22 protein-coding genes and 1 pseudogene are annotated in these 21,675 nt (G+C 65.6%); 13 read left to right on the forward strand and 10 right to left on the reverse strand.

Annotation, left to right across the window (positions count from 1 at the left end):
* Positions 1 to 12: 12 nt before the first annotated feature.
* Positions 13 to 307, reverse strand: a pseudogene (locus WKC72_RS05375) (TOBE domain-containing protein); the annotation flags it as partial.
* Positions 308 to 375: 68 nt separating this feature from the next.
* Between WKC72_RS05375 and WKC72_RS05380 the strand changes: the two are divergent.
* Together WKC72_RS05380 and WKC72_RS05385 are read left to right on the forward strand one after the other, a co-directional pair.
* Entirely contained in the window at positions 376 to 831 is a 456-nt protein-coding gene (locus tag WKC72_RS05380; RefSeq protein ID WP_370181955.1) for a hypothetical protein, read from the forward strand.
* A gap of 257 nt (positions 832 to 1,088) precedes the next feature.
* Positions 1,089 to 2,405 (forward strand): DUF222 domain-containing protein, encoded by a 1,317-nt coding sequence (locus WKC72_RS05385; protein ID WP_370181956.1) that lies wholly within the window; start codon positions 1,089 to 1,091, stop codon positions 2,403 to 2,405.
* A 268-nt stretch (positions 2,406 to 2,673) separates the two neighbouring features.
* Here the strand turns inward: WKC72_RS05385 and WKC72_RS05390 are convergent, their stop codons facing one another.
* Together WKC72_RS05390 and WKC72_RS05395 are read right to left on the reverse strand one after the other, a co-directional pair.
* The gene (locus WKC72_RS05390) at positions 2,674 to 3,513 is read right to left on the reverse strand and encodes a CoA ester lyase (protein ID WP_370181957.1); all 840 of its coding nucleotides are present in this window, start codon (positions 3,511 to 3,513) and stop codon (positions 2,674 to 2,676) included.
* An 88-nt stretch (positions 3,514 to 3,601) separates the two neighbouring features.
* Positions 3,602 to 5,050 (reverse strand): aspartate ammonia-lyase, encoded by a 1,449-nt coding sequence (locus WKC72_RS05395; RefSeq protein ID WP_370184264.1) that lies wholly within the window; start codon positions 5,048 to 5,050, stop codon positions 3,602 to 3,604.
* Between the two features lie 117 nt (positions 5,051 to 5,167).
* Between WKC72_RS05395 and WKC72_RS05400 the strand changes: the two genes are divergently transcribed.
* Positions 5,168 to 6,562: a dicarboxylate/amino acid:cation symporter gene (locus WKC72_RS05400; RefSeq protein WP_112302430.1), complete on the forward strand. Its 1,395-nt coding sequence runs from the start codon at positions 5,168 to 5,170 to the stop codon at positions 6,560 to 6,562.
* Positions 6,563 to 6,713: 151 nt separating this feature from the next.
* A complete protein-coding gene (locus WKC72_RS05405; RefSeq protein ID WP_081792753.1) occupies positions 6,714 to 7,370 on the forward strand; it encodes a GntR family transcriptional regulator in 657 nt (218 codons plus the stop codon).
* A 597-nt stretch (positions 7,371 to 7,967) separates the two neighbouring features.
* Here WKC72_RS05405 and WKC72_RS05410 read toward each other — a convergent pair.
* Positions 7,968 to 8,153, reverse strand: a complete 186-nt coding sequence (locus WKC72_RS05410; RefSeq protein WP_370181958.1) for a hypothetical protein — start codon at positions 8,151 to 8,153, stop codon at positions 7,968 to 7,970.
* 736 nt (positions 8,154 to 8,889) lie between these two features.
* Here WKC72_RS05410 and WKC72_RS05415 point away from each other — a divergent pair.
* Positions 8,890 to 9,441: a dihydrofolate reductase family protein gene (locus tag WKC72_RS05415; RefSeq protein ID WP_370181959.1), complete on the forward strand. Its 552-nt coding sequence runs from the start codon at positions 8,890 to 8,892 to the stop codon at positions 9,439 to 9,441.
* Positions 9,442 to 9,499: 58 nt separating this feature from the next.
* On the opposite strand, the gene WKC72_RS05420 is transcribed toward WKC72_RS05415, so the two are convergent.
* Complete coding sequence (locus WKC72_RS05420; protein WP_370181960.1) at positions 9,500 to 9,850, reverse strand: hypothetical protein; 351 nt, start codon at positions 9,848 to 9,850, stop codon at positions 9,500 to 9,502.
* A gap of 191 nt (positions 9,851 to 10,041) precedes the next feature.
* On the opposite strand from WKC72_RS05420, the gene WKC72_RS05425 reads away from it, so the two are divergent.
* The 5 genes from WKC72_RS05425 (at position 10,042) to WKC72_RS05445 (ending at position 14,814) form a co-directional block, all read left to right on the forward strand.
* Entirely contained in the window at positions 10,042 to 12,222 is a 2,181-nt protein-coding gene (locus WKC72_RS05425; protein ID WP_370181961.1) for a catalase, read from the forward strand.
* Between the two features lie 318 nt (positions 12,223 to 12,540).
* Positions 12,541 to 12,864 carry a hypothetical protein gene (locus WKC72_RS05430; RefSeq protein WP_370181962.1) on the forward strand — a complete coding sequence of 108 codons (324 nt, stop codon included), beginning with the start codon at positions 12,541 to 12,543 and terminating at the stop codon, positions 12,862 to 12,864.
* Between the two features lie 369 nt (positions 12,865 to 13,233).
* Positions 13,234 to 13,485 carry a hypothetical protein gene (locus tag WKC72_RS05435; RefSeq protein WP_370181963.1) on the forward strand — a complete coding sequence of 84 codons (252 nt, stop codon included), beginning with the start codon at positions 13,234 to 13,236 and terminating at the stop codon, positions 13,483 to 13,485.
* 58 nt (positions 13,486 to 13,543) lie between these two features.
* A complete protein-coding gene (locus WKC72_RS05440) occupies positions 13,544 to 14,101 on the forward strand; it encodes a CsbD family protein (protein WP_037243104.1) in 558 nt (185 codons plus the stop codon).
* A 29-nt stretch (positions 14,102 to 14,130) separates the two neighbouring features.
* Positions 14,131 to 14,814 carry an IF2 family translation initiation factor gene (locus WKC72_RS05445; RefSeq protein ID WP_370181965.1) on the forward strand — a complete coding sequence of 228 codons (684 nt, stop codon included), beginning with the start codon at positions 14,131 to 14,133 and terminating at the stop codon, positions 14,812 to 14,814.
* A 65-nt stretch (positions 14,815 to 14,879) separates the two neighbouring features.
* Here WKC72_RS05445 and WKC72_RS05450 read toward each other — a convergent pair whose 3' ends face one another.
* Positions 14,880 to 15,380: a hemerythrin domain-containing protein gene (locus WKC72_RS05450; protein WP_112299783.1), complete on the reverse strand. Its 501-nt coding sequence runs from the start codon at positions 15,378 to 15,380 to the stop codon at positions 14,880 to 14,882.
* 251 nt (positions 15,381 to 15,631) lie between these two features.
* Between WKC72_RS05450 and WKC72_RS05455 the strand changes: the two genes are divergently transcribed.
* Positions 15,632 to 16,312, forward strand: coding sequence for a GAF and ANTAR domain-containing protein (locus tag WKC72_RS05455; protein ID WP_370181966.1), 681 nt, complete (start codon positions 15,632 to 15,634; stop codon positions 16,310 to 16,312).
* A gap of 29 nt (positions 16,313 to 16,341) precedes the next feature.
* Here the strand turns inward: WKC72_RS05455 and WKC72_RS05460 are convergent, their stop codons facing one another.
* The gene (locus tag WKC72_RS05460; RefSeq protein ID WP_370181967.1) at positions 16,342 to 17,550 is read right to left on the reverse strand and encodes a fatty acid desaturase; all 1,209 of its coding nucleotides are present in this window, start codon (positions 17,548 to 17,550) and stop codon (positions 16,342 to 16,344) included.
* Between the two features lie 186 nt (positions 17,551 to 17,736).
* On the opposite strand from WKC72_RS05460, the gene WKC72_RS05465 reads away from it, so the two are divergent.
* The gene (locus tag WKC72_RS05465) at positions 17,737 to 18,087 is read left to right on the forward strand and encodes a YtxH domain-containing protein (protein WP_128640680.1); all 351 of its coding nucleotides are present in this window, start codon (positions 17,737 to 17,739) and stop codon (positions 18,085 to 18,087) included.
* A 142-nt stretch (positions 18,088 to 18,229) separates the two neighbouring features.
* A complete protein-coding gene (locus WKC72_RS05470; RefSeq protein WP_037243092.1) occupies positions 18,230 to 18,913 on the forward strand; it encodes a PAS and ANTAR domain-containing protein in 684 nt (227 codons plus the stop codon).
* Positions 18,914 to 18,961: 48 nt separating this feature from the next.
* On the opposite strand, the gene WKC72_RS05475 is transcribed toward WKC72_RS05470, so the two are convergent.
* The 3 genes from WKC72_RS05475 to WKC72_RS05485 all read right to left on the reverse strand — a co-directional run bounded on the left by WKC72_RS05475 (position 18,962) and on the right by WKC72_RS05485 (position 21,668).
* On the reverse strand, positions 18,962 to 19,453 hold the full coding sequence (locus WKC72_RS05475) for a hypothetical protein (protein WP_037243090.1): 492 nt from the start codon (positions 19,451 to 19,453) through the stop codon (positions 18,962 to 18,964).
* A gap of 60 nt (positions 19,454 to 19,513) precedes the next feature.
* Positions 19,514 to 19,879, reverse strand: coding sequence for an HNH endonuclease (locus tag WKC72_RS05480; RefSeq protein ID WP_037243331.1), 366 nt, complete (start codon positions 19,877 to 19,879; stop codon positions 19,514 to 19,516).
* A gap of 64 nt (positions 19,880 to 19,943) precedes the next feature.
* Positions 19,944 to 21,668, reverse strand: a complete 1,725-nt coding sequence (locus WKC72_RS05485; RefSeq protein ID WP_370181968.1) for a CocE/NonD family hydrolase — start codon at positions 21,666 to 21,668, stop codon at positions 19,944 to 19,946.
* Between the last annotated feature and the right edge of the window lie 7 nt (positions 21,669 to 21,675).

A 21,675-nucleotide genomic window follows, 5' to 3' on the forward strand; every position in this document is an offset into this window, starting at 1 on the left:
TGTCGCGTTACGTCATGGTTCGTATGCCACTGCTCTACCGAGGACCCGGATGCCGACCCGGTCACCGGGTGCGAGATTTCCGGCACCGAAGCGGCGTACGGTGACTCGCTCGGGAACTACGCCGCCCTCGGTGTCGAGGCGGATACCCACGAGCATCTCCGCCGAGATACTCGACGTCGACGACCGTCCCGGAGACGCCGACACCGTCGGTGCTCACCTCGATCTGTTCCGGGCGCAGCATGATCCGGGCGGCGCCCTGTACGTCGCTGCCGACGAGGGCTACCTCGCCGAGCGCGCAACGGGCACGCATCGGTGAGGGGCAGCACGCCTCGGCGTTTGGTCCCGAACGCAGAGCTCCGGTACTTCCACCAACTCGTGGATGAATCGGATACGGCGGCGGCGACGCGGCTGGTGATGATCGCGAGCATAGAGGCCACAGATGACTCCACCGAACGGATCGCAACCCGCATACTGAATCGGGGATACCGCGTGCCGAGCCCGCTGAGAATCGCGACTACCGAGGCGCTCAATCATCGTGAGGCGCAGATCTTCCCCTTCGGCGCGCCGGTCTTCGACAAGACCAACCGTGTCGACGCGATCAAGTACGCCGGTTTCACTGGCGGTGAGGCCACGGATACCTCTATCGAGTTGCCGGCGGGCACCTATGCGGTGATCACGCAGTGCAAGGAGGGTGCGAGCACCAACCCGTATGTCACGCTCGGTCCTGTCGCGCAGCTGACCCTGACCGGGGCTCCGGCTCCGGGCGGCGGCGGAAGCGCCAACCTCGGTCTGGGGGATCTGCTCAGCCTCTTCAGCGGGTTCGGCAGCTAGCTACAACCGGAGCGCCGCCTCCTTGCGGAGGCGACGACCGTTTCCCGCCCTCTTGCGAATTCGTGCGTCTCGCGCGATCTGGGACCGGGGCGGACCTACGTGGCGCGATGGACCACGCCCCGGTGAGGCTGTGGCGCAGGCACACTCGGTCGTTGGCCGCGATGTTGCGGTGTGCGCCTCCCTCCTGATCGGCAACCCGATGACGGTGGTTCGAATCGACCATTGACTCGAACATGTGTGCGAACTAAGATCTGTGTATGGGGCTCGGGGGAGATATCCAGGGGGCGTTGTCGGACGAGATTCTGGCAACCGCGGTCGGTGATGCGTGGCGTCTGGCCGAGGCCGAGTTGCTCGACTCGGTCGTTCGTATCTCGGAGGAGATTCAGCGACTCGAGGCGTTGCGTGTCAGGCTCGTCGGTGCCGTCGATCATCGCTGCAAGGTTGATGTGCTGGGGTTTCCGAACGCGAAAATGTGGTTGGCCTCCAAGACACTGCTCGAGGTGGGTGCGGCGGGGCGAATCGTGATGTTGGGCCGAGGGTTGCGTCAGCAGCCGGAGGTCGCGGAAGAGTACTTCGACACCAACATTTCGGCGGAGCATGCGGCGCTCATCATGAAGTTCTGCGAGAGGCCGCCCAAGGGGATGCCGCTCGAAGCGATGGATGACTGCCGAAATGCGTTGCTGTTCGCCGCAACCGGTCCCACCGCCAACACGGACGCGGTGCGCGCCGTCATCGCCAGACTGGAACGCGCCTTCGAATCCGACGATCCGCCGCCCAGCGAAGACACCGACCTCAACGAGTTCCACGCCTCCAAGACACTCAACGGCCGCGTCGCCGTCAAAGGCGACCTGGACGCCGTCACCGGCGAAATGCTGCTCTCGGCGCTCTCCGGACTGTCCAAGCCGCGACCTGCGCAGGACGGGACCAAGGATGGCCGCACGCCCGGACGGCGACGGGCCGACGGGTTGACCGAACTCCTTCGCCGCTACCTCGACTCCGGGATAGCCGGCGAAGAAGGTGGCGAACGGCCACACGTCTCACTCCACGTGAACGTCAAGGATCTCGCCGACCACACTGACTGCAGCGCGCGACAACAGCGCGATGCCTCCGCCGCTGGCGAGTCGCTTTTCGCCGTCGACGGAGTGGCGTGGACCGAGTGGATGGGGCCGCTGAGCCTCACAGCAGCCCGGCTCCTCAGCTGCGACTCGATCTACACGCCGATCGTGCTCGACGACAAGGGTGCACCACTCGACCTGGGCGTATCTACCCGAACGGTCACCAAGCGGCAGCGAAAAGCGTTGGTGGCGAGAGATCGAGGGTGTGCGTTCCCTGGGTGTGGTGCGCCGCCGTCCTGGTGCGAAGGCCATCACATCGTTCACTGGTCCGCAGGTGGGCCATCCGACATGGGCAACCTGGTACTGCTCTGCGGATTCCACCACCGATTGCTCCACCACAGTGACTGGGAAATGGAAATGGGAGCCGACCGGCACCCCACGTTCATCCCACCACGGCAAGTCGACTGGGAACGGAAACCGATACCGGCGCACAACCGGGCCCGGCCCCGAGCATCCTGACCCGGGGCAACGCACACCATGCCGACTCTGCGACAGGACGATCCCTGTTGCCGAGCCGGCATGCCGTCGTGCCCGGAGTCCGCCAGTCATCAGTGAAATCTGGTCGGTGGGGCTGGTGCGACTTCGCCGCGTCGTGTGTAACCGCCAGCGGCATCTGAATTGTGACCCCGGGGTGCGGCGATAGCGGTGGGAATCGAGTCTTTGTGCGTCGTCGGTGTCCGTGCACTCACCGACCGTTGTCCGACGACGGATTCGGTTGGTTGTGTGATCAGGCGGAACCCGAGAAGATGTCGGCTAGGTGGGTGATCCGCAGGGCGCGGGCGAGTTTGGGGCGATCACTGCCGTCGGCGATGTTCTCGCCGTTGGCGCCGAGTTGTGCGATGACTTCGGCAGCCCATGTCACGTCGCTGTGTAGCGGGGACAGTTCACGATTGACGATCCCTGTGTGACCACTGTGCATGCACAGCTTGCCGGTCATGCCCATCGACCTGGTGACGGCCAAGGCCTCGGACAGTTCGGGTTCGCCTGTCAAGCAGGGGCCGTCGACAGGACCGGGGATGCCGGCGGCTCGGCTCGCGACCACGAGTCGTCCACGTGCGTAGGCCAGGGCGTCGGGCTCGGCGCCCGCATCGGTGTCCCGTCGGAAGTCGCCGGTACCGAATGCGATCCGGGTCGTGGCGTCGGCCGAGGCGATGTCGAATGCGAATTCGACGCCACGCGCCGATTCGACCAAGGCGAGAATCGGGGTGTGCGGCAGCTCGGCAGCGGTGCGATCGACCTGGTCCGCGGATTCGGTCTTGGCGAGCATGACGCCACTCAATCCCGGTAGCCCCCGAATCGCGTCGAGGTCAGCGGACCAGTCCGCGGTGGTGACGCTGTTGATGCGCACCCACCCGGTGCCACCACCGGCGAGGAAACGTGCGACGTCCTCGCGGGCTTGCGTTTTCGAGGACGGAACAACACCGTCCTCGAGATCGAAGATCACCGCGTCTGCCGCCGAGTTCGCGGCGGCGGCGAACTCGTCCGGACGTGAGCCCGCGACCAGAAGCCAGGAGCGCGCATGTGTCGCAGGGACTGCGACGGAGTGTGCCGTCGATGTGAGCGTCATCCGATTCTCGTTTCCTCTCGATGGGTACTTCTCCTCGGGCGAAGACTGCGGCGTCCTGTATCCGAGGTGCGGGATGTGATGCGGTCGATCAGTGCGCGGCGACACCGGTGGAATGGTCGAGTGCGGAGAATTCGCGGTCCACGGTCGGGGCGGTGAGCAGGCCGGCAAGTCTACGGGGGGACAGGATGTCGTCGACCTGCGCGCGGGTGAGCAGACCGTCCTCGACGGCGAGGTCACCGACATAGGTGCCGGTTGCGAGGGCCCTCTTGGCGATATCCGCGCTGGCGGTATATCCGATGAACGGCGAGAGCGCGGTGACGATGCCGATCGAGCGCCGAACACCCTGCTCGAGGTGGTTACGGTTGGCGGTGATCCCGTCGATGCACTTCACAGCCAGGGTGTCCGAGGCCGCGGCGAGGTGTGTCGTCGAGCGCAGCAGGCTGTAGACGATAACGGGTTCGAAGGCGTTGAGCTGGAGCTGTCCACCCTCGGCGGCCATCGTGACGGTCAGATCGTTGCCGATCACCTCGAACGCGACCTGGTTGACCATTTCGGGGATGACCGGGTTGACCTTGCCGGGCATGATCGACGAACCAGCTTGGGCTGGAGGGAGATTGATCTCACCGAGCCCGGCGGTAGGCCCGGAGGAGGTGAGCCGCAGATCGTTGCATGTCTTGGACAATTTCACGGCGACACGTTTGAGGATGCCGGAGACCTGCACGAATGCCCCGCAGTCCTGGGTTGCCTCGATCAGATTGCCGGCCGGGACGACCGGTTCACCGGTCAGCTCGCGCAGGTAGTTGCAGGCGAGCGCGGAGTACTCGGGATGGCCGTTGATCCCGGTGCCGATGGCGGTGCCGCCGAGGTTGGATTCCAGCAGCAGAAGCGCTCCCTCGGAGAGCCGGGCGCAGTCCTCGTTGAGCATGATCGAGTAGGCGGCGAACTCCTGACCGAGTGTCATCGGTACCGCGTCCTGCAGCTGGGTGCGACCCATCTTGATGATGTCGTCGAATTCGATCGACTTGCGCTCGAACGACTCCGCGAGCCGACCGAGCGACGCGATCAACAGTCGGAGATGCTCGACCAGCGCGAGCTTGATTGCGGTCGGATACACATCGTTGGTGGATTGCCCCAGGTTCACGTGGGTGAGGGGGTCGAGCTCGGTGTAGGTGCCGCGCCCGTACCCCAGGATTTCGAGTGCGCGGTTCGCGATGACCTCGTTGGCGTTCATGTTCGACGAGGTGCCCGCCCCGCCCTGGATCGGATCGATCGGAAACTGGTCGAGCAGCGCCCCGGCGCGAATCTCCGTGCACGCGGCCACAATCGCATCGGCCCGCCGCGTATCGAGGAGGCCCAGGTCCCGGTTGGCCAGGCAGGCAGCCTGTTTGACCGTCGCCAACGCCGCGACCAATTCCGGGTACTGACCGATGGTGGACCCGGTGATCGCGAAATTCTCGATCGCCCGTGCGGTGTGAACGCCGTAGTAGGCCCGCGCCGGTACCGCCAGATCTCCGATCGAGTCGTGCTCGATCCGCACATCGCTGCCGCTCAACTTTTCCACCAACACCTATTTCGCCGTTCTACTTGACAGGGACTATGACGTCGATCACTGTTGTCGAACAGTACACCACATCCAATATATCGGAGCTGTTGAATGACGACATCCCCCGCCATCCCTGCCGACGACGCGACAGCACCCGAAGACGCCGATGCGTCTCGCACACCACGCAAGTGGTGGAAATTCTGGAAGCTTCCGATCGGAGTGCAATCACTGATCGCCGTCGGCGTCGGCGCACTCATCGGCACGTTCGCCCCCGCCGTCGGCGAGCAACTGAAACTGGCCGGCGACGTGTTCCTCAACCTGGTTCAGATGATCGTCGTCCCATTGGTCTTCCCGCTCATCGTGCTCGGAATCGCGCGCATGGATTCGGCGAAGAAGGTCGGCCGCATGGCCGCCAAGGCGATCCTGTACTTCGAGGTCGTCACCACGATCATCCTGCTGATGGCGGTCGCGCTGGCGAAGTTGCTCGACATCGGTTCCGGCGCCCCCGTCGCGGGCGCCGACGGAGCCTCAGTCGAGACCCTCGAGCAGGGCATCGACTTCCACGAATTGCTCCTGCATGCTGTTCCGAAGAACGTCTTCGCCGCCTTCGCGGAGGGGAACCTGCTGGCAGTGATCGTGTTCGCCGGGTTCGTCGGCGTCGCACTCGCTGCGATCGGTGAGCAGTCCAAGCCGATGACGTCCGTGCTCGACTCACTCGCCAGCGCGATGTTCAAGGTGGTCGGATACGTCATCCGCCTCGCCCCCCTCGGCGTCCTGGGCTTCATCAGCTACGACGTCGCGCACTACGGATTCGGGAACCTGTCGAGCCTGCTCGGCTTCCTCGCCGTCGTCTACGTCGGTATGGCGATCATCCTCGGCATCATCTTTCCGATCATTGCCGCGATCTTCCGCGTCGAGTACGTCACCATGCTCAAAGCAATCGGAAATCTCGTCGGACTGGCCTTCGTCACGCGCAGCTCCGAGGCAGTGCTCGCACCGCTTCTACTCAAGCTCGAGGGGCTCGGCGTCAGCCGCTCGACGACCTCGTTCGTCGTGCCGCTCGGCTACTCGTTCAACACCGACGGCTCCGTCCTCTACCAGGCTGTGGCCCTGGTCTTCCTCGCCAACGCCTACGGCGTCGACACTTCGATCCCGACCCTGCTGCTGATGGTCGGCGTGCTGGTCATCTTGTCCAAGGGCATGGCAGGCGTTGCCTCCGCCTCGATCGTGGTGCTCATCGCCGCAGGTAACACCATCGGCCTCCCTGCCGAAGCCGTCGCACTCCTGCTGGGGGTGGACTTCATCGCCGACATGGCCCGCACCGCGGTCAACGTCGTCGGAAACTCCCTGGCCGCGTCGGTGATCGACAAGTCCGAAGAGAAAGCCGAGGCGAAGGCCGGTCGATCCGCCGCAACGCCCAGCTCCGTACCTGCTGCGGCCGGGGGCGAGCCTGGCGACGAACTCGGCGGCAAGGTCCTCGCCGGGCGACGCAGCGCGGATGGGTAGTCGAGGCCCGGACGATGGACGGTCGACGAAGGCGCTCTCGGTATCCTCGCGACAAGGCGCCTGGCACTCGCACACGCGGACCCCGGGAGCGTGCGGCGTGCAGAGTACAGTATCCAGTATGTTGCGTGATAATCCGGTGGAGCGCCCCCGCATGAGCGACGTCGCGTTCGAGCGGATCTGCGACGCGATCGTCACCGGTGAGCTCGCGCCCGGATCCAAGGTCAAGGACAGCGAGCTGGCCGAACATCTCGGTCTGAGCCGCACCCCGGTGCGCGAGGCTCTGACCCGGCTGATCGACACCGGACTCGTCGAGGCCAAACCCGCCGCCTTCACCCGGATCACCCCGCTGAACCGGGCCGATGTCGAGGCAACGCTGGCCGTGATGGAGGTCTTGGACCAACTGGCCGTGAAAACGGGGGTGCCCAACCTCACCGACGACATGATCGACGTGATGCGCACCGCCAACGACGACCTCGCGCAGGCGATCAAGACCGACAACATCGGAGCCGCCCTCGCCGCGGACGACACGTTCCACGGCGTCATCGTCGACGCCGCCGGTAACCCGCTGCTCAAGCGGCTCATGCACCAGGTGCACCCGCAGATCCACCGGATCTACTACCGCAAGTTCTCCAGCCTCCGCGGCTGGCAGGACGCCATCGAACACCACGACAACCTGATCACACTGTGCGCGGCCCGGGACGAAGCAGCGGCGGCCGAAATATCGTCGCAACACCGGCGGTTCCTCGGCGGTCTGATCGGCGAACTCTTCGACATCGACGAGTCCACCAGCGCCACAACGTTGCCGTAACAAATCACGACGATATCGCTGCGGTGTCCCGGCGTCGGCCGGCGCCGCAGCGATACACGTCGCTTACCTCCTGGGCACGTGTCTTCGCCCCACGCCGACGGGCTTCGGCCCGGTCGTGGTTGACCGCCTTCTTCGCGAGCGCAAGACCACATGACGGCGTTTCGATGACCCGCCCTGCCCTCCCCCGCTCCCGCCGCTGCGCTCGAACGGCTTGTCCTTGTCGGTCGGTCGGGCTGGTCCGCGTGCCCGACGGCGGCGGCGCTCGTGGCTCGGCGATCCCGCGGCGGTCATTCACGCCGGTGTCCGGTTCCCAGGACACGCCCAGGACAGCGTGGACGCCGTCCGGTGCCATCTCGTGCCCCAGTGATCCATCGGTCAGCGCACTTCTGCCCTTGGAAACTAAACAAACCAATTGGCCCGTTTTCTGGTAACGTCTGCTCCGTCATGGTGGTCACATGACGACGCGGACGTCTCGGGCACACGAGTCGATTCACGCGAGGGGTGGAGTGCAGGTGTCGCCCGAGCTGCTGGTTGGGCGGCATCTGCACCCAACGTTGCTGGGGCCGAGGGCGATTCAGCGCGGGACCGTGAAGGCCGCTAGTGGCGGCGAGGCGGTTTCGCGTCGACGATGACCGTGTCGAAATCGGACAACGGTGCCATCGCGTGGAGTGCGCGTTGATCGAACTTGGTGTGGTCGGCGCACAGCACTCGCTTCTGAGCGGCATCGAACATGGCCCTGTTGACCTGGACCGTCTCGCGATGCTGATGGATGTGGAACGACAACCATATTTCCATCGAGGACGACACGAACATCGGCAGCGACCGAGAGAATGTTGCCGCTCTGCCCGCCGCACGGGCTGTCCTTCTCGGCCGCCTGAGCACCCGTACGCTCCCGGCCGGCTGGGACGATGCGACCGGCATGGCGACCCGCAAGGCATCCGGGACGGTTCTTTCGGTGCTGGCCCCCCGAACTTCCTGAACTATGGTTCGGCTCAGCTGATCTCGCCGAGTCGAACAACACCAACCTGCCGGTGAGCCGTCGTTCCTCTCGACGTCGTCCGTCCCGCCGACGCCAACGAAACTGCCGTCGCGTGGTGAACCATCCTCACGAACAGCGATCGCCCCGCCGGCCTCGCCCTGACCCGGCAGAACGTACCGACCTGGGACCGCACCGTTCACGGCTCCGCAGAAGGCACCGCACGTGCGGTTACATACTTGCCGAGGGTGAGAACGGCGAACCCGACCACATCATCTTCACCACCCCGTGGCGAGAATTCGTCGGCGATGCAGGCGAAATCGTCAGCCTCGAACACTTCGGGGCAAGCGCATCCGGACCCGAGCTCTTCGAGCGGTTCGGCTTCACAGCACCGGTGACCACCTCACTGTGAGATGACCCCGAAGCGCGGCTCCTTACCCCGTGTCGTCCCCCTCCCCGGGGTAAGGAGCCGAACCACCGCGTCGCGTCCCGTCACCCGCTATTCGAGCGACACCTCCCCCGTGTACCTCGTACTCTTGCCAAATGCGACCCCTTCGGTACTCCATCAACGTCACATTGGACGGGTGCTGCGATCATCGTGCAATCCCCGCGGACGAAGACTTGCATCGTCACCACGTCGGGAACCTCACCCAGGCCGATGCGCTTCTCTTCGGCAGGGTGACTTACGAAATGATGGAAGAGGCGTGGCGGCCGCCGGCGCCGCCGGGAGCGAGACCCGAGTGGATGGAACCCTTCGCCCAGACGATAAACGTGGCAAAGAAGTACGTCGTGTCGAGCACCCTGGAGCGGGTCGATTGGAACGCCGAACTCGTGCGCGGGGATCTGGACACGGCCGTCCGGCAGCTCAAGCGGGAGTCCGGCAAGGGACTGTTCGTGGGCGGTGTGAAGCTCCCGCTGGCGTTGACGGAGCTGGGATTAATCGATGAGTACGAGTTCGTGGTGCAGCCCAGGCTCGCGGGCCACGGGCCGACGTTGTTCGCGGGGCTGTCGAAGCATGTCGACTTGAAGCTCGTGAGCCGGTCGGAGTTCAGCTCGGGTGCGGTGGCGATGCGGTACGAGCCGAAAAGGTCCTAGGAACACCAGTTCGCCTGCGCGAGAGACCAAGAAGAGGTGTCGCTGCGTCCGGCGGCAATCACTTCTTGTCTTCGGCCTTGCCGACGCCTCCTTGATGCGCGGGTCCCACTCCGGAGTCGCTGCCCTCGGTCTCGGCGTCGTGCTCGGGGCGTCCTTCCTTCGTGCTAGTGGTCCGGCCGTCGTATGGCGGTATCGCCGGCTCCGCGTCGCCGGGAGGCAGCGAGCCGCCGGCGGGCGCAGGGTTCGTGCCCGGTTCCCCGGAGGAGGTGACTTCTTCCTGATCCAGAGACCCCGGCTTGCGGTCCGTCTGGCCTGCTCCGGCCTGGTCCGGGCCCGCGTCTCGTGAGCCCTGGGGGCCACGCTCGGACTGTGGTTCCTCGTGCAACTGCGTGCCTGGTTCGGTACCCATGATCACTCCTTCCCGACGCAGCAGAACGCCGGATTCCTACTCGTGTGTGTTTGACATCTGTTGTAGCTATGCCCTGGGACGCGAATGCGAAACCGCGTCTTTCGATCGGGGCATTGTTTTGGTGCTGCGCCCACCCTGATTCGTTGTGCGACCGTTTGGGCACTCCGAGAAGAGCGGACCGTACAGCAACGATGCGGCGCCGATCCCACGGATTTTCAGCGAGGAGCTACGCCGTGCCCAAGAAGAACCCGCCCATTCCCGGAACTCCCGGTTCCGGTACCCCGACGCTCGCCGAGCCCACGGAACCCACCGAGCCGTTGCCTCCCAAGCCCGATCAGCGGGCTCCCGCGCTGGGGACCGCAACCGGGCAACCCGTCGACGGTCCGGACACGGCCCGCGGCCAGCAGGGTGAGCACCTCACCACGGCGCAGGGCGCGCGGCTGTACGACACCGATCACTCGCTGAAGGCGGGAACCCGGGGTCCGACCCTGCTCCAGGATCACCATCTCCGTGAGAAGATCACGCACTTCGATCACGAGCGGATCCCGGAGCGGGTGGTGCACGCGCGCGGTGCGGCCGCCCACGGCGTCTTCCGCGGATACGGTTCCGCCGAACCGATCAGCAAGGCGGCGTTCCTCGGCAAGGATGTCGAGACACCGGTCTTCGTCCGGTTCTCCACCGTGCTCGGCTCCCGAGGGTCGGCCGACGCCGTCCGCGACACCCGCGGGTTCGCAACCAAGTTCTACACCGGCGAAGGCACTTTCGACCTGGTGGGAAACAACATTCCGGTCTTCTTCATCCAGGACGGCATCAAGTTTCCCGACGTCGTTCACGCCGCCAAGCCGCACCCGGATCGCGAGATTCCGCAGGCGCAGAGCGCGCACGACACCTTCTGGGACTTCGTGTCTCTGCACACCGAAGCCACCGCACATACGCTGTGGAACATGTCCGATCGTGGCATCCCCCGTTCGTACCGAATGATGGAAGGCTTCGGCGTCAACACCTTTCGAATGGTGAACGCGGCGGGCGAGAGCTCGCTTGTGAAATTTCACTGGAAGCCGAAACTCGGTGTGCACTCACTGGTGTGGGAAGAAGCGCAGATCGTCAACGGCATGGACCCCGACTACCACCGCCGCGATCTCGCCGACGCGATCGAGTCCGGCGCGTACCCGGAATGGGAACTGGGCATCCAGGCGTTCCCGGACACCCCGGACCAGACGTTCGAGGGCATCGACCTGCTCGACCCGACTAAGATGGTGCCCGAGGAATTAGCCCCCGTCCAGCCGATCGGGCTGATGACTCTCGACGCGAATCCGACGAACTTCTTCGCCGAGACCGAGCAGGTGGCGTTCCATCCCGGGCACCTCGTTCCCGGAATCGACGTCACCGACGACCCGCTTCTACAGGCGCGGTTGTTCTCCTACCTCGACACCCAGATCAGCCGGCTCGGTGGGCCCAACTTCGGGCAGATACCGATCAATCGGCCCCACGCCGAGGTCAACGACATGTTGCGCGACGGCATGCACCAGACGGGAGTCCACCTGGGTGTCGCGCCGTACCGTCCCAATTCCCTCGACGCCGGCTGCCCGTTCCTGGCCAGTGCGGACACGGCGTTCGTCGAGGTGCCGGTGCCGATGCCGGAGTCGACGAAACTGCGCGCCGCCCCCGCCAGCTTCGACGACCACTTCTCACAGGCACGACTGTTCTACGCCAGCCTCAGCCCGGTCGAGCAGGCGCACGTCGCAGAGGCCTACACGTTCGAGCTGGGCAAGTGCTACGAGCAGGTGATCAAGGAGCGCGCACTCGAGGTCGTCGCGAACATCGACCCCGGTCTGTGCGAGCAGGTGGCCGCGGGTCTCGGCCTCCCGTCGCCCGCGCCGACCGTCGCCTACGACGCGGCGCCCACACCCAGTCCCGCGCTGTCGCAGGTCGGTGCCGAGTGGCCGCTGGACGGCCGGATCATCGGCATCGTCGCCGACGACGACTCGGATCTGTCCGAGGTGGCGGACGCGGTCGAGATGATCGGCAAGAACGGCATGGTGCCGCTCGTCATCGGACCGCACGGCGGTGAATTGGGGTCGGGCAAGGGCGCCGTGCCGGTGTCCCGGACGTTCCTCACGATGCGGTCGGTGGAGTTCGACGCCATTCTCGTCGCAGCGCCGGCGTCGGACCCTCGGGTGCACGTATTGCTGGCGGAAGCGTTCCGGCACTGCAAGGCGATCGGGGGATGGGCCGCCGGCCGTGGTCTCCTCGAAGCGGCCGGGATCCCGGCCGAGGCCCCGGGCATTCTGATCGCCGACGACGCGTCCGCACTGTTCGACGGCATCACAGCACTGATGAAGTCCCACCGGGTTTGGGAGCGCCAGGTGTGACGTGACCGTGGGTGACCCGGTTGTGAAGTAAACGGTCTGTACGAGGGTCTCGACAACGCCGATGGTGATGTCGAGGCCCTCGTCGGAATGCCTGCGCACCGTCATGATCGTCGAGTTCGTAAGCGAGGCAGCGTAACTGGGGAAATGTGCCGTCTGTGCCTACGCTGTAGAATTGCGCTGTAGTTACTAATGGGTATACTTGCGGCGTATGGGTTCGCTCCAGCAGAGGGTCGCGCTCACCAACGTCCACCTCATTCGAGGAGACGTACGTGGTGACCCGAATCTGCAAAGCCGGGCACCCCATTGAAGGAGTCATCCATGACCTCCACTAATCCTGCCGCCCACACCACCCGCGGAGCCGTCACTTCCGGCCCGCGCGCTCAGCTCGATCCGCGCCGCAGCACCGAGACGAAGGCCGCGTTCAAGACCACCGAGTTCTTCGTCTACATCGCCGCAGTCATCGGAGTCCTCATCGCCTCGTATCTGGTGCAGACGACCGATGGGCACGAGGACTATTTCCGGGCGGACCGCGCCTGGTTCTACATCGTCATTCTGACGATCGCCTACATCGTCAGCCGGGGCATTGCGAAGTCCGGCAGCCGCGAGCACTACACGGACACCGATCGGCATACCGGCGTCTAACTCTCGCCGCGTTACGTTCGTTTGTCGATCGAATCTGCGACACGCCTCCGCACCCGATCAGCGGGCTCGGTGTCGCCGATAGTTGGGCCAAATCTTGTCAGACACATTCTCCCTCAACCATATTGACCACTCGAGTCCATCGCCGAGCAGCGTCGATACCCGTCCTTCCGTCCCGGCCGGGGCGCACCCCTCCCTGGTCGAACTGCCCGGCGTCCGACGTGTCCTCGACCTCGCGGCGCTCACCATGTTGTCGGGTGCCGTGGCCGCGACGACATCACTCTCGGTTGCGACCCTCGGGCTGCTCACCGTGGTCGGTGCCCGGGTTGCGCTGCGCCGCAGCTTGACTGCTCGTTAAGAAAGGTTCTTCCCATGTTGATTCTCGTCAGCCGTCTGCTGCGGCGATGGAAGATGATCGTTCTCGCTCTTCCCTTCGTGGCCACCGTACTGTCCCGACTCGGTAACCACCTCGAACGCCGCGCCGGCAAACCGACCACCACATCGCGCGGGCTGCTCGGAATCTCACGGTTCGCCCGCCGCAGGGCCGGCGTCGATGACGCCACCAGGCGTCCGGCCGGCGCACACCGCACCGCCATCGCGCAGGAAGTAGTCGGCATCATCTAGCCACCGAACATGCGGGTGGCGGTACCGTCGCCCGCCCGAATACCAGGAGAACATTCTCATGAACGATCAGAACACGTCCGGACAAGCGCGCAAGGGTCTCCTCGACTCGGTCAAGGGCAAGGTGAAGGAAGTGGCCGGAGCCGTGACCGGCAACGACTCGCTGGCCACCGAAGGACAGCTGCAACAGGCGCAGGCGCAGCAACGCAAAGAGGCGAACAATGCCGAGGCCGTGGCGCGGGCGGAAACCTCGCAGGCCGCAGCGGAACTCGGCCAGGTGCGTCGCGAGAGTGCCGAGGAGCGCGCTGCGATCGGTGCCGAGACCGCGGCCGCCGAAGAAGCTGCCCGGAACCGGCAGGACGCAGAGCACCGGGCCGCGGAGCAACAACAGCACCGACAGGTCGCGCAGGAGCAGTCCCGCGCGGCGGCCGACGCCCGCGACGAAGCGGCCCGGGCCGAGACCCTCGAGCGATCGAAGACGGCCGCCGCCGCCGAAGAAGCCGTCGACGCTACCGACGAACACCGGCGGGCGGTCCGTGACGCAACCGCCGCCCGCGACGAGGCAGAACGAGTGCGGCGCGCCGCCGAGGGCCTCACCGGCGACGCCGGCCTGTCCTGATCCACTCCCCACGAATCATCGGAGATTCCATGAACATCCTCACCGTCCCCATCACGCTCTTGCGGTTGCAGTACACGATCCTGCGTATTCCCCTGCAACTCGTCGAAGACCAGCTGATGTCCCGGCTGGCCACCGAATCCCCGGCCCGGCTGATGTACGAGCGCACCCTCGGCGTGCTCGACGGCGCCGTCGGTAGTGCACTCGGCGACCGTGACACCGAGAGACGCGGCAACGCACTCACCGAGCGCAGCGACGCACTGGCCCGGGCGGCGCAACTCGAAGAGGAGGCGGCACGCACCGAGGCCGAGGCCGACACCGCACTGGAAGCCAAGCGCAAGCAGGTCCACGACGAGCAGGCGGCAGCGCGCGAGGCGAAGCAGCGCGACGTCGAACAGGCACGCCGGCGTGAGGACGAGCGCAAACACGCCGCCGAACGGGACGCCCTGCAACGCAAACAGGTCGCGAAGAAGAACGCCGACCAGCTTGCCGCCCAGCGCACTCAGGCTGCGGAGGCCGAGCACCGTGCCGAGCAGACCAGACTCCGGGAAGCGGAGAAGGCGGCGGCAGCGCCGGCCAAGGCCCAACTGAAGGACGCCGCGGACAAACAGGACGAGGCAGCCGGCAAACGCGCTCGCGCCGAACGGGTGGAGAAATTGGCCGAAGCGGAAAAGGCGAAGCGTCGCAACGAGACGGCAGCCAACGGGCGACGCTGATCTGATCGCCTACTACACGGCGGGGCCGTGGTCGCCGATGATCCGCAGCCTCGACGCGGTCGTCGCTATTTGATCACCGCGTCGACCGTTTTCTTCAGGGCCGACGGCTGGGCGGGGGATCTGGGTGCCTTGTCCCTCAGTTCCAGCATCCGCGCACCCATCTCCCGGAGTTGTTTGCGCCCCAGCTCTTCTCGGACCTTGGGGAACCACTCCTGCTCTTCTTCTTCGATGTGGTGCTCGACGCTCTCGATCAGCACGGTGGTCTTCGCGTCGAAGCGCTCGTCGTCGGGTTTCATCGCTGCCAGTTCGACGACTAGCACGTCCGCGACGTGGTGCTCTTCGTAGGATTCGAGGATGTCGTCCTCGAGGTCGGGGGCGAGGTCACGCACCTCCGGGTACATGCCCTCGTTCTCGATGTAGGTGTGCACCGTGAGGGCTTCGATGATCTCGTCGACGATGCGACCCTTTTCCACGCGGGCGTTCGGCCCGGCACCGCGGAAGTCGCGGAACAGCTTCCGGATCTCCTTGTGGTCGTTCTTCAACAGCACGATCGCATCGGTCGACATGGATACCTCACAGTTGGGTCGGGACGTGCACGTCGCCCATCGCAACTGATCGGCGGGCACAGTGTCGTCCCTACGCTGTACCCCACCGCGCCGTTCGCTAACACGGCCCGTGTCGAGTGTGGCCCGCGTGAACCGCCCACGGGCCGGTGGGGGTGTGGACCGGCTCTGCGGTGCCTATGGTGGGGTGGGTGGACGGGTGCCGACTGGGCACTCTCCTACAGCCATCCTTTCGATCGAACCGAGGAGCGGTAATGAGCGATTCCGGCGCCGGGGACCTCAGTCGCACCATGGCCGAATTTGCCCGCAGTCTCTCCGGCCCACGCACCCTCGACGAACGTCTGCGCGCTGTCACCGCCGCAGTTGTCGAACTGATGCCGCACGAAACGTGTGCGGGCATTCTGCTCGTCTCCGGTGGCAAGAAATTCGAGACCGTCGCGCCGACATCCGAGCTGCTCAGAAAACTCGACCACGCTCAGCAACAACTCGGGCAGGGACCGTGTGTGGCTGCGGCGCTCAACCATCTCATGGTGCGAAGCGAGGACCTTCGCTCGGAACCGCGATGGCCGCAGTTCGCTGCGGCCGCTGTCGACGTGGGACTTCTCAGTTCGATGTCCTTTCAGCTGTATACCTCCGAAGGAAAGATGGGCGCACTCAACCTGTTTGCGTTCTCTCCGCACGCGTTCGGTCCCAACGAGGAAGTGGCGGGTGAGGTACTCGCCGCCCACGCCGCGTTGGCCCTCACCGCTGCACGCACCGAAGAGCAGCTGCGATCAGCGGTCGCCTCACGCGACGTCATCGGGCAGGCGAAGGGAATGCTGATGGAGCGATTCGACATCGACGCGATCCGTGCGTTCGACCTGCTCACCCGACTCTCTCAGGAAACCAACACCCGGTTGAGTGTGATCGCGCAGCGGATCACCGAACGCAGATGAGACCCGGCACCTGCCCCACCCCGGCGATATCAGATTCCCGCCCGTGCGCGTAGCGCTGTCAGCAGTCCACGGCGCTTGCCCGTGACCGGATCGATCTGCGGCCGCGGGTCGGTGAACTTGCGCTCCGACGCCGTCTCGGGCGCGTCGTCGGCGGTTGCCCTGAGAAACTTGTTCGGCAGCGCCAGCTTGGCGATGGTCCGCCACGACTCGAAGTACTGCGACGGCATCGAACCCGTGGTGTAGGGGAGGTCGTACTTCTGGGCCAGCGCCTGCACCCGCACGGAGATCTCGCGCAGGCGGTTGCTCGGCAGGTCCGGGAACAGGTGATGCTCGATCTGGTAGCAGAGGTTGCCACTCATGAACTCCATGACCGGGCCGGCCTCGAAATTCGCGCTACCCAGCATCTGCCGCAGGTACCACTGGCCTCGTGTCTCGGTTTCGAGGTCCTTCGTTGTGAACTTCTCGGCACCGTCGGGGAAATGACCGCAGAAGATCACGGCGTTCGTCCACACGTTGCGGATCATGTTCGCCGTCAGGTTCGCGGTGAAGGTCGTCAGGAACGCCGGACCGGTGAGCACCGGGTAGATGACGTAGTCCTTGCGCACCTGGCGGCCGACCTTCTCGAGCACCTCGCGGCACCTGCGCTCGAACTCCCCACGATCGACACCGCCCGCAACCACCTTGCCGAGCTCGAGGTGCTGGAGGGCGACGCCGTACTCGAAGAACAGTTGCAGCAACAGGTTGTAGACAGGGTTGCCGACGCTCAACGGTGTCCACCGCTGATCGCGAGTGACCCGCAGCATGCCGTAACCCACGTCGTCATCCATCCCCAGCACATTCGTGTACTTGTGGTGAACGTAGTTGTGGGTCTGCTTCCAATGCTCGGACAGGCCGGCGATGTCCCACTCCCAGTACGACGAGTGGATCTCCGGATCGTTCATCCAATCCCATTGACCATGCAACACGTTGTGTCCCAGTTCCATGTTCTCGATGATCTTGGCGGTGCCGAGCATCGAGGTGCCCGCAAGCCATGCCGGCGGGAACAAACTCGCGAACAGGAGTGCACGCCCGCCGATTTCGAGTGACCGCTGCAGCCGGATCGCGTTTCTGATGTACCGGGCATCGCTCTCCCCGCGAGAGGCTTCGATGTCGCGTCGGATCGTGTCGAACTCGATCCCGAGAGCTTCGACATCCGCCTCGGTGAGGTGGGTGTACATCTTGACATCCGAAATCGCCATAACCTTACGGTAGGGCAAGTTACGCAACCGTAGGTTACGTGCAGATGAGGTCTGAGTTAGTAATGGGCGGGACAGACGACCCGGACCGGTGGTTTGGGCTCGGCAGCTGGGGGCAAGCTGTGCAGGGAGGGCGTTCGGACGACGATTCGGCCGGCCGCTCGTGCCACACAACAATCAGGAGATGTCATGCAGAAAGTGTTGATCTTCGCAGCGGGCGCGGCCGCGGGGTTCGTCCTGGGCACTCGGTCGGGCCGACAGACCTACGAGAAGATGAGGCATCAGTCCCTCGAACTCTGGCACAACCCCACCGTGCAGGAGAAGGTGAGCGAGGCGACGGAGACCGTGAAGGACAAGGCGCCGCAGGTACAGCACAAGGTCGGGGAACTGGCGAAGAAGGCTACCCACCGCAGCACCGACACGAGTGCCCCGACCAACGGAGTGTCACTGGAGGAAGCTGCGGGCCGCACTCCGACGACGACGGAACCGGCGGCCGTTACTACGCCGACGGAGGGCAAGCACACCCAAGGTCCGAACTGACCGGAAAGAGGCAGTGCGGGGTCGTCGGCCCCGGACTGCGTGGCCCGTCATGCCATGAACGTGATTTCCGCGCACTCCGATGTGAGTGCGCGGCATACTGTGGCAGTGGTTGCAAGGCGCGGATGGTTGAGGACGCAGGGCCGTGGGTGTCGTTGTGGACAGTGAAGAGCTACTCGGCTCGAACGCACCCCCACAGGGCGGAAGTTTCCGCTTCTACCTCGACGGCCAGCGCTGGGAATGGTCCGACCCTGTCGCCCGGATGCACGGCTACCGACCAGGCGAGATCACCCCAACCACCGAACTTTTACTCTCCCACAAGCATCCGGACGACCACGCGCAGGTCGCTGCGCTCTTCGACAGGATGATCCACGCCGCCGAGCCGTTCAGCAGCAAGCACCGCATCATCGACACCGAACGCCGCATCCACCACGTCATCGTGGTCGGCGATCGAATGCTCGACGAGGACGGCCAGGTCATCGGCACATCCGGGTATTACATCGACGTCACCGAAACGTTGGAAACCGACCTCCGCGAGTTCAACGCGGCGATCACCGAGGCCGTCGCCGCACTCGAACAATCGCGGGCGGTGATCGAGCAGGCCAAGGGCGCGCTCATGCTCGTCTACGGCATCTCCTCGGAACGCGCCTTCGGCATCCTCACCTGGCGCTCCCAGGAGACCAACACCAAACTTCACACCCTCGCCGAGCGTTTCGTCGCCGCCCTCGCCGCCGAGGCGACCCTGCCCGAGTCGTTTCGCGCCCGGTTCGACCACTTGCTCCTGACCGCACACGAGCTGCCCGGCACCCCGGCAGGGGCACAGGACTGACTCACGGGCGACCCCCGCGGGAACCGCCTCCCCCGACCCGGGATTTCGCTATTCGGTGGTGACGTCGGGCGGGTCGGGAAGGTCGACTCCGAGAACGAAGTCGAGCCAGATGAGCGCGTCGGCCAGTGTTTCCGCGCGCATGGTCACGTCGAACTCGCGCTCGGCGGCGGTGAGCGACCGCTCCACTTCCGCGTGATCCTCGGCGAGGACGGCCGACACCGTCCGCAGCACCCAGCGCGCCGATGCGGGCAAGGTGTCGACGTCGACGTATCCGCCGTCCGTGAAGCGGAGGTCGAGGATGAACCTCTCCCCTGGGCCTGCGGCGCCGAGGCGCGCGATGACCACGCCGACGATGGCATCGACAACCCAGGCCAGCACATCGCCGTATGCCGGCCGCTGTCCGGCGGGGTGCGGCTCGGCGCACACTCGGGATATCTCGAACGAGAACCGGGCGGCGTCGCGGTCACCGACCATTTGCATCAGCCGGCCGCCGAGAGCTGCGGCCGTCGAGCTGGTGGGGCGGCCTGCGTTCGATCCCATACTGGAGAGTGCCCGGCCCCGGTCGGGGCCACACAGGCCGCCATCACGCTCTTGCGGTGATCACTGACCGCTCCGGCAGCGCCGCAGTTGGCCGGACAGGTACCGCTTCGCGCGGCGATGTCCACCCACATTGTCGAGTTCGACGTCCAACGCGTTCAGGAGCGTCGCGAGCAGGCTCGCCTGCGGAGCCCAACCGTGTCGGCTCCGGCACTGCGCGAGCCAGTCGACAGGACCGGTGTGGCCGCGGTCCGCGTTGCACCGCGGGCATGCGGCGGCCTCGTTGGCCGCGATGCTGGGACCGCCCTTGAGTCGTGGCACGAGGTGTTCGGTGGTCGGCGGAATCAACGGTCCGAAACGACGACCGCACCACAGGCATCGTCCGCCCTGCCGGTCGACGGCGAGGGCGAGTCTGGCGGTGCGGTCCACCCGTCGATCGTGACCGATCCGCAGGCGGACCGCCAGTACCACCCCCGCGCCGCCACCGGAACGTTTACGTCGCCTTGTGGGTCGTGAACGGCAGCACGAGGCGGGACCGGTGCGCGGCGTCCCGGTAGATCTTGTGGGTGACCGGGCGGCCGACCGGCAGGTGGAAGGCATCGGGCGGCAGCAGTGCGTTGTGCGCGTCGGCCAGCGGTTCGTCGTTCGAGAGCTCCACCGTCAGACGGTGTCCCGGCCGGAACGTCGCGGCAAACGGGTAGAGGCGCAGCACATACTCGTCGATCGTCCCGGGCTCGACCGGCACCGCGCGGGTATGCGGGTGGTACGGGTTGCCCTCGGTGGTGCGCTCGTCGAGCTCGCGGTGCGAGGCCTTGAGGTACCCGGACGTGATCAGCTGGCGCCTGCCGTCGGGGGCGGAATCCCACAGACGCAGAATGAAGTTCGTGTCGTCCTGGTCGATCTCGGCGAAGATGTGCGCGGCGCCGGTGCCGATCAATTCCGTGGGCTCCTCGAACGGCTCGGTGCTCCAGCGCAGCATCGACACCGTGTCGGTGACCGTGAGCGGCGCCTGGTAGAAACCGTCCGGTGCGGCGTATTCCGCACCCATCCGCTCGGGCTCCGTGGACAGCGTGCCGCGCGGGCGCAGGTACAGCGACCGGTACTCCACGTCCTTCGGTGGCCACTGGCTGCCGGTCACCCGCTCACGCGAGCCCTCGACGAAGACGTTCACCGCGGGCTCGTCCATGATCCCGTTGTCGATGCCCTTGATCCAGTAGTCGTACCACCGGAACATCTTGTCGTGCTCCTCGATGAAGGGGCGCGACTGCATGGGCGGGTACGGGCCGATGTCCAGCTTCTTCGGGCCGCTCAGCCGGTCGAAGAGTTCGATCGTGCCGTCGACCGTCCAGCCGCGACCCTGGTCGATCTGCAGATAGACGGGGATGTCGATGTTCGGAGCCAGGGTGACGGGGTTGCGCTCTTCGTACCAGTCCCCGTCCAGGTCGTTCGTCACGATGTCGAACCAGGCCTCGTGATGCTTCGGGTAGTTCAGCACGTGGACCAGGTTCGGCCAGGCAGCGACATCCGGATCCGCGAGGCGCTCGGCGACGCGCTTCGTGATCTCCTCCGGGGAGTACGTCTCGAGCATGCGGGACTTGACGTTGTCGGTGAAAGCCCAGCCGGAGTCGCCGCCGCGGCCCTCGCGGGCGGCGCGCGGCATGAACCACATGAGGCCGCCGTGGTAGGTGGTCTCGTAGAAGTCGTAGTGCCCGCCGCTGACGAAGATCGCCTTCAGATGCGGCGGGCGCTCCGCGGCGGCGAGCACCTGCATCGACCCGAAGTAGGAGATGCCGATCATCCCGACGTTGCCGTCGCACCACGGCTGCTCGGCAACCCATTCGATGAAGTCGTACGCGTCCTGGCCCAGTGAGACACCGCCGGCGTTGTAGTTGCCGATGTGCTCGCCCTCGGAGGCGCCGGAACCGCGGAGGTCGCCGATCACGTGGACGTAGTCCTCTTCGACGACGCGTGCGATGTCGCCCGCCTCGATGCAGCCGTCCCACATCGGGCTGGGGCGCCGCTGCGGCGGCGTGGTGAGGGCGAGGGCCTGCAACTCCTTGCCGTACGGGCTCAGGGCGACCAGCGCGGGCCGGGGTTTGTCCTCCACACCGGAGTACGAGTCGGCGACGAGCGTGACACCGTCCCGCATCGGCACCCGGAGGTCCTTGCGGACGGCGATCTTCTGCCCACCCGCGTCAAGAGTTCGAAAATCCGTCATGAGTGCG

It is taken from the genome of Rhodococcus wratislaviensis, from assembly GCF_041228765.1.
In the GTDB taxonomy this organism is placed as follows: Bacteria; Actinomycetota; Actinomycetes; order Mycobacteriales; family Mycobacteriaceae; genus Rhodococcus_F; species Rhodococcus_F wratislaviensis.

Excerpts from the sequence above, each read along its gene's own strand:
- WKC72_RS05385 (WP_370181956.1), top strand. The coding sequence starts at position 1,089 with ATGGGGCTCGGGGGAGATATCCAGGGGGCGTTGTCGGACGAGATTCTG.
- WKC72_RS05390 (WP_370181957.1), bottom strand. The coding sequence starts at position 3,513 with ATGACGCTCACATCGACGGCACACTCCGTCGCAGTCCCTGCGACACAT.
- WKC72_RS05400 (WP_112302430.1), top strand. The coding sequence starts at position 5,168 with ATGACGACATCCCCCGCCATCCCTGCCGACGACGCGACAGCACCCGAA.
- WKC72_RS05405 (WP_081792753.1), top strand. The coding sequence starts at position 6,714 with ATGAGCGACGTCGCGTTCGAGCGGATCTGCGACGCGATCGTCACCGGT.
- WKC72_RS05415 (WP_370181959.1), top strand. The coding sequence starts at position 8,890 with ATGCGACCCCTTCGGTACTCCATCAACGTCACATTGGACGGGTGCTGC.
- WKC72_RS05420 (WP_370181960.1), bottom strand. The coding sequence starts at position 9,850 with ATGGGTACCGAACCAGGCACGCAGTTGCACGAGGAACCACAGTCCGAG.
- WKC72_RS05425 (WP_370181961.1), top strand. The coding sequence starts at position 10,042 with ATGCGGCGCCGATCCCACGGATTTTCAGCGAGGAGCTACGCCGTGCCC.
- WKC72_RS05430 (WP_370181962.1), top strand. The coding sequence starts at position 12,541 with ATGACCTCCACTAATCCTGCCGCCCACACCACCCGCGGAGCCGTCACT.
- WKC72_RS05435 (WP_370181963.1), top strand. The coding sequence starts at position 13,234 with ATGTTGATTCTCGTCAGCCGTCTGCTGCGGCGATGGAAGATGATCGTT.
- WKC72_RS05440 (WP_037243104.1), top strand. The coding sequence starts at position 13,544 with ATGAACGATCAGAACACGTCCGGACAAGCGCGCAAGGGTCTCCTCGAC.
- WKC72_RS05445 (WP_370181965.1), top strand. The coding sequence starts at position 14,131 with ATGAACATCCTCACCGTCCCCATCACGCTCTTGCGGTTGCAGTACACG.
- WKC72_RS05450 (WP_112299783.1), bottom strand. The coding sequence starts at position 15,380 with ATGTCGACCGATGCGATCGTGCTGTTGAAGAACGACCACAAGGAGATC.
- WKC72_RS05455 (WP_370181966.1), top strand. The coding sequence starts at position 15,632 with ATGAGCGATTCCGGCGCCGGGGACCTCAGTCGCACCATGGCCGAATTT.
- WKC72_RS05460 (WP_370181967.1), bottom strand. The coding sequence starts at position 17,550 with ATGGCGATTTCGGATGTCAAGATGTACACCCACCTCACCGAGGCGGAT.
- WKC72_RS05465 (WP_128640680.1), top strand. The coding sequence starts at position 17,737 with ATGCAGAAAGTGTTGATCTTCGCAGCGGGCGCGGCCGCGGGGTTCGTC.
- WKC72_RS05475 (WP_037243090.1), bottom strand. The coding sequence starts at position 19,453 with ATGGGATCGAACGCAGGCCGCCCCACCAGCTCGACGGCCGCAGCTCTC.
- WKC72_RS05485 (WP_370181968.1), bottom strand. The coding sequence starts at position 21,668 with ATGACGGATTTTCGAACTCTTGACGCGGGTGGGCAGAAGATCGCCGTC.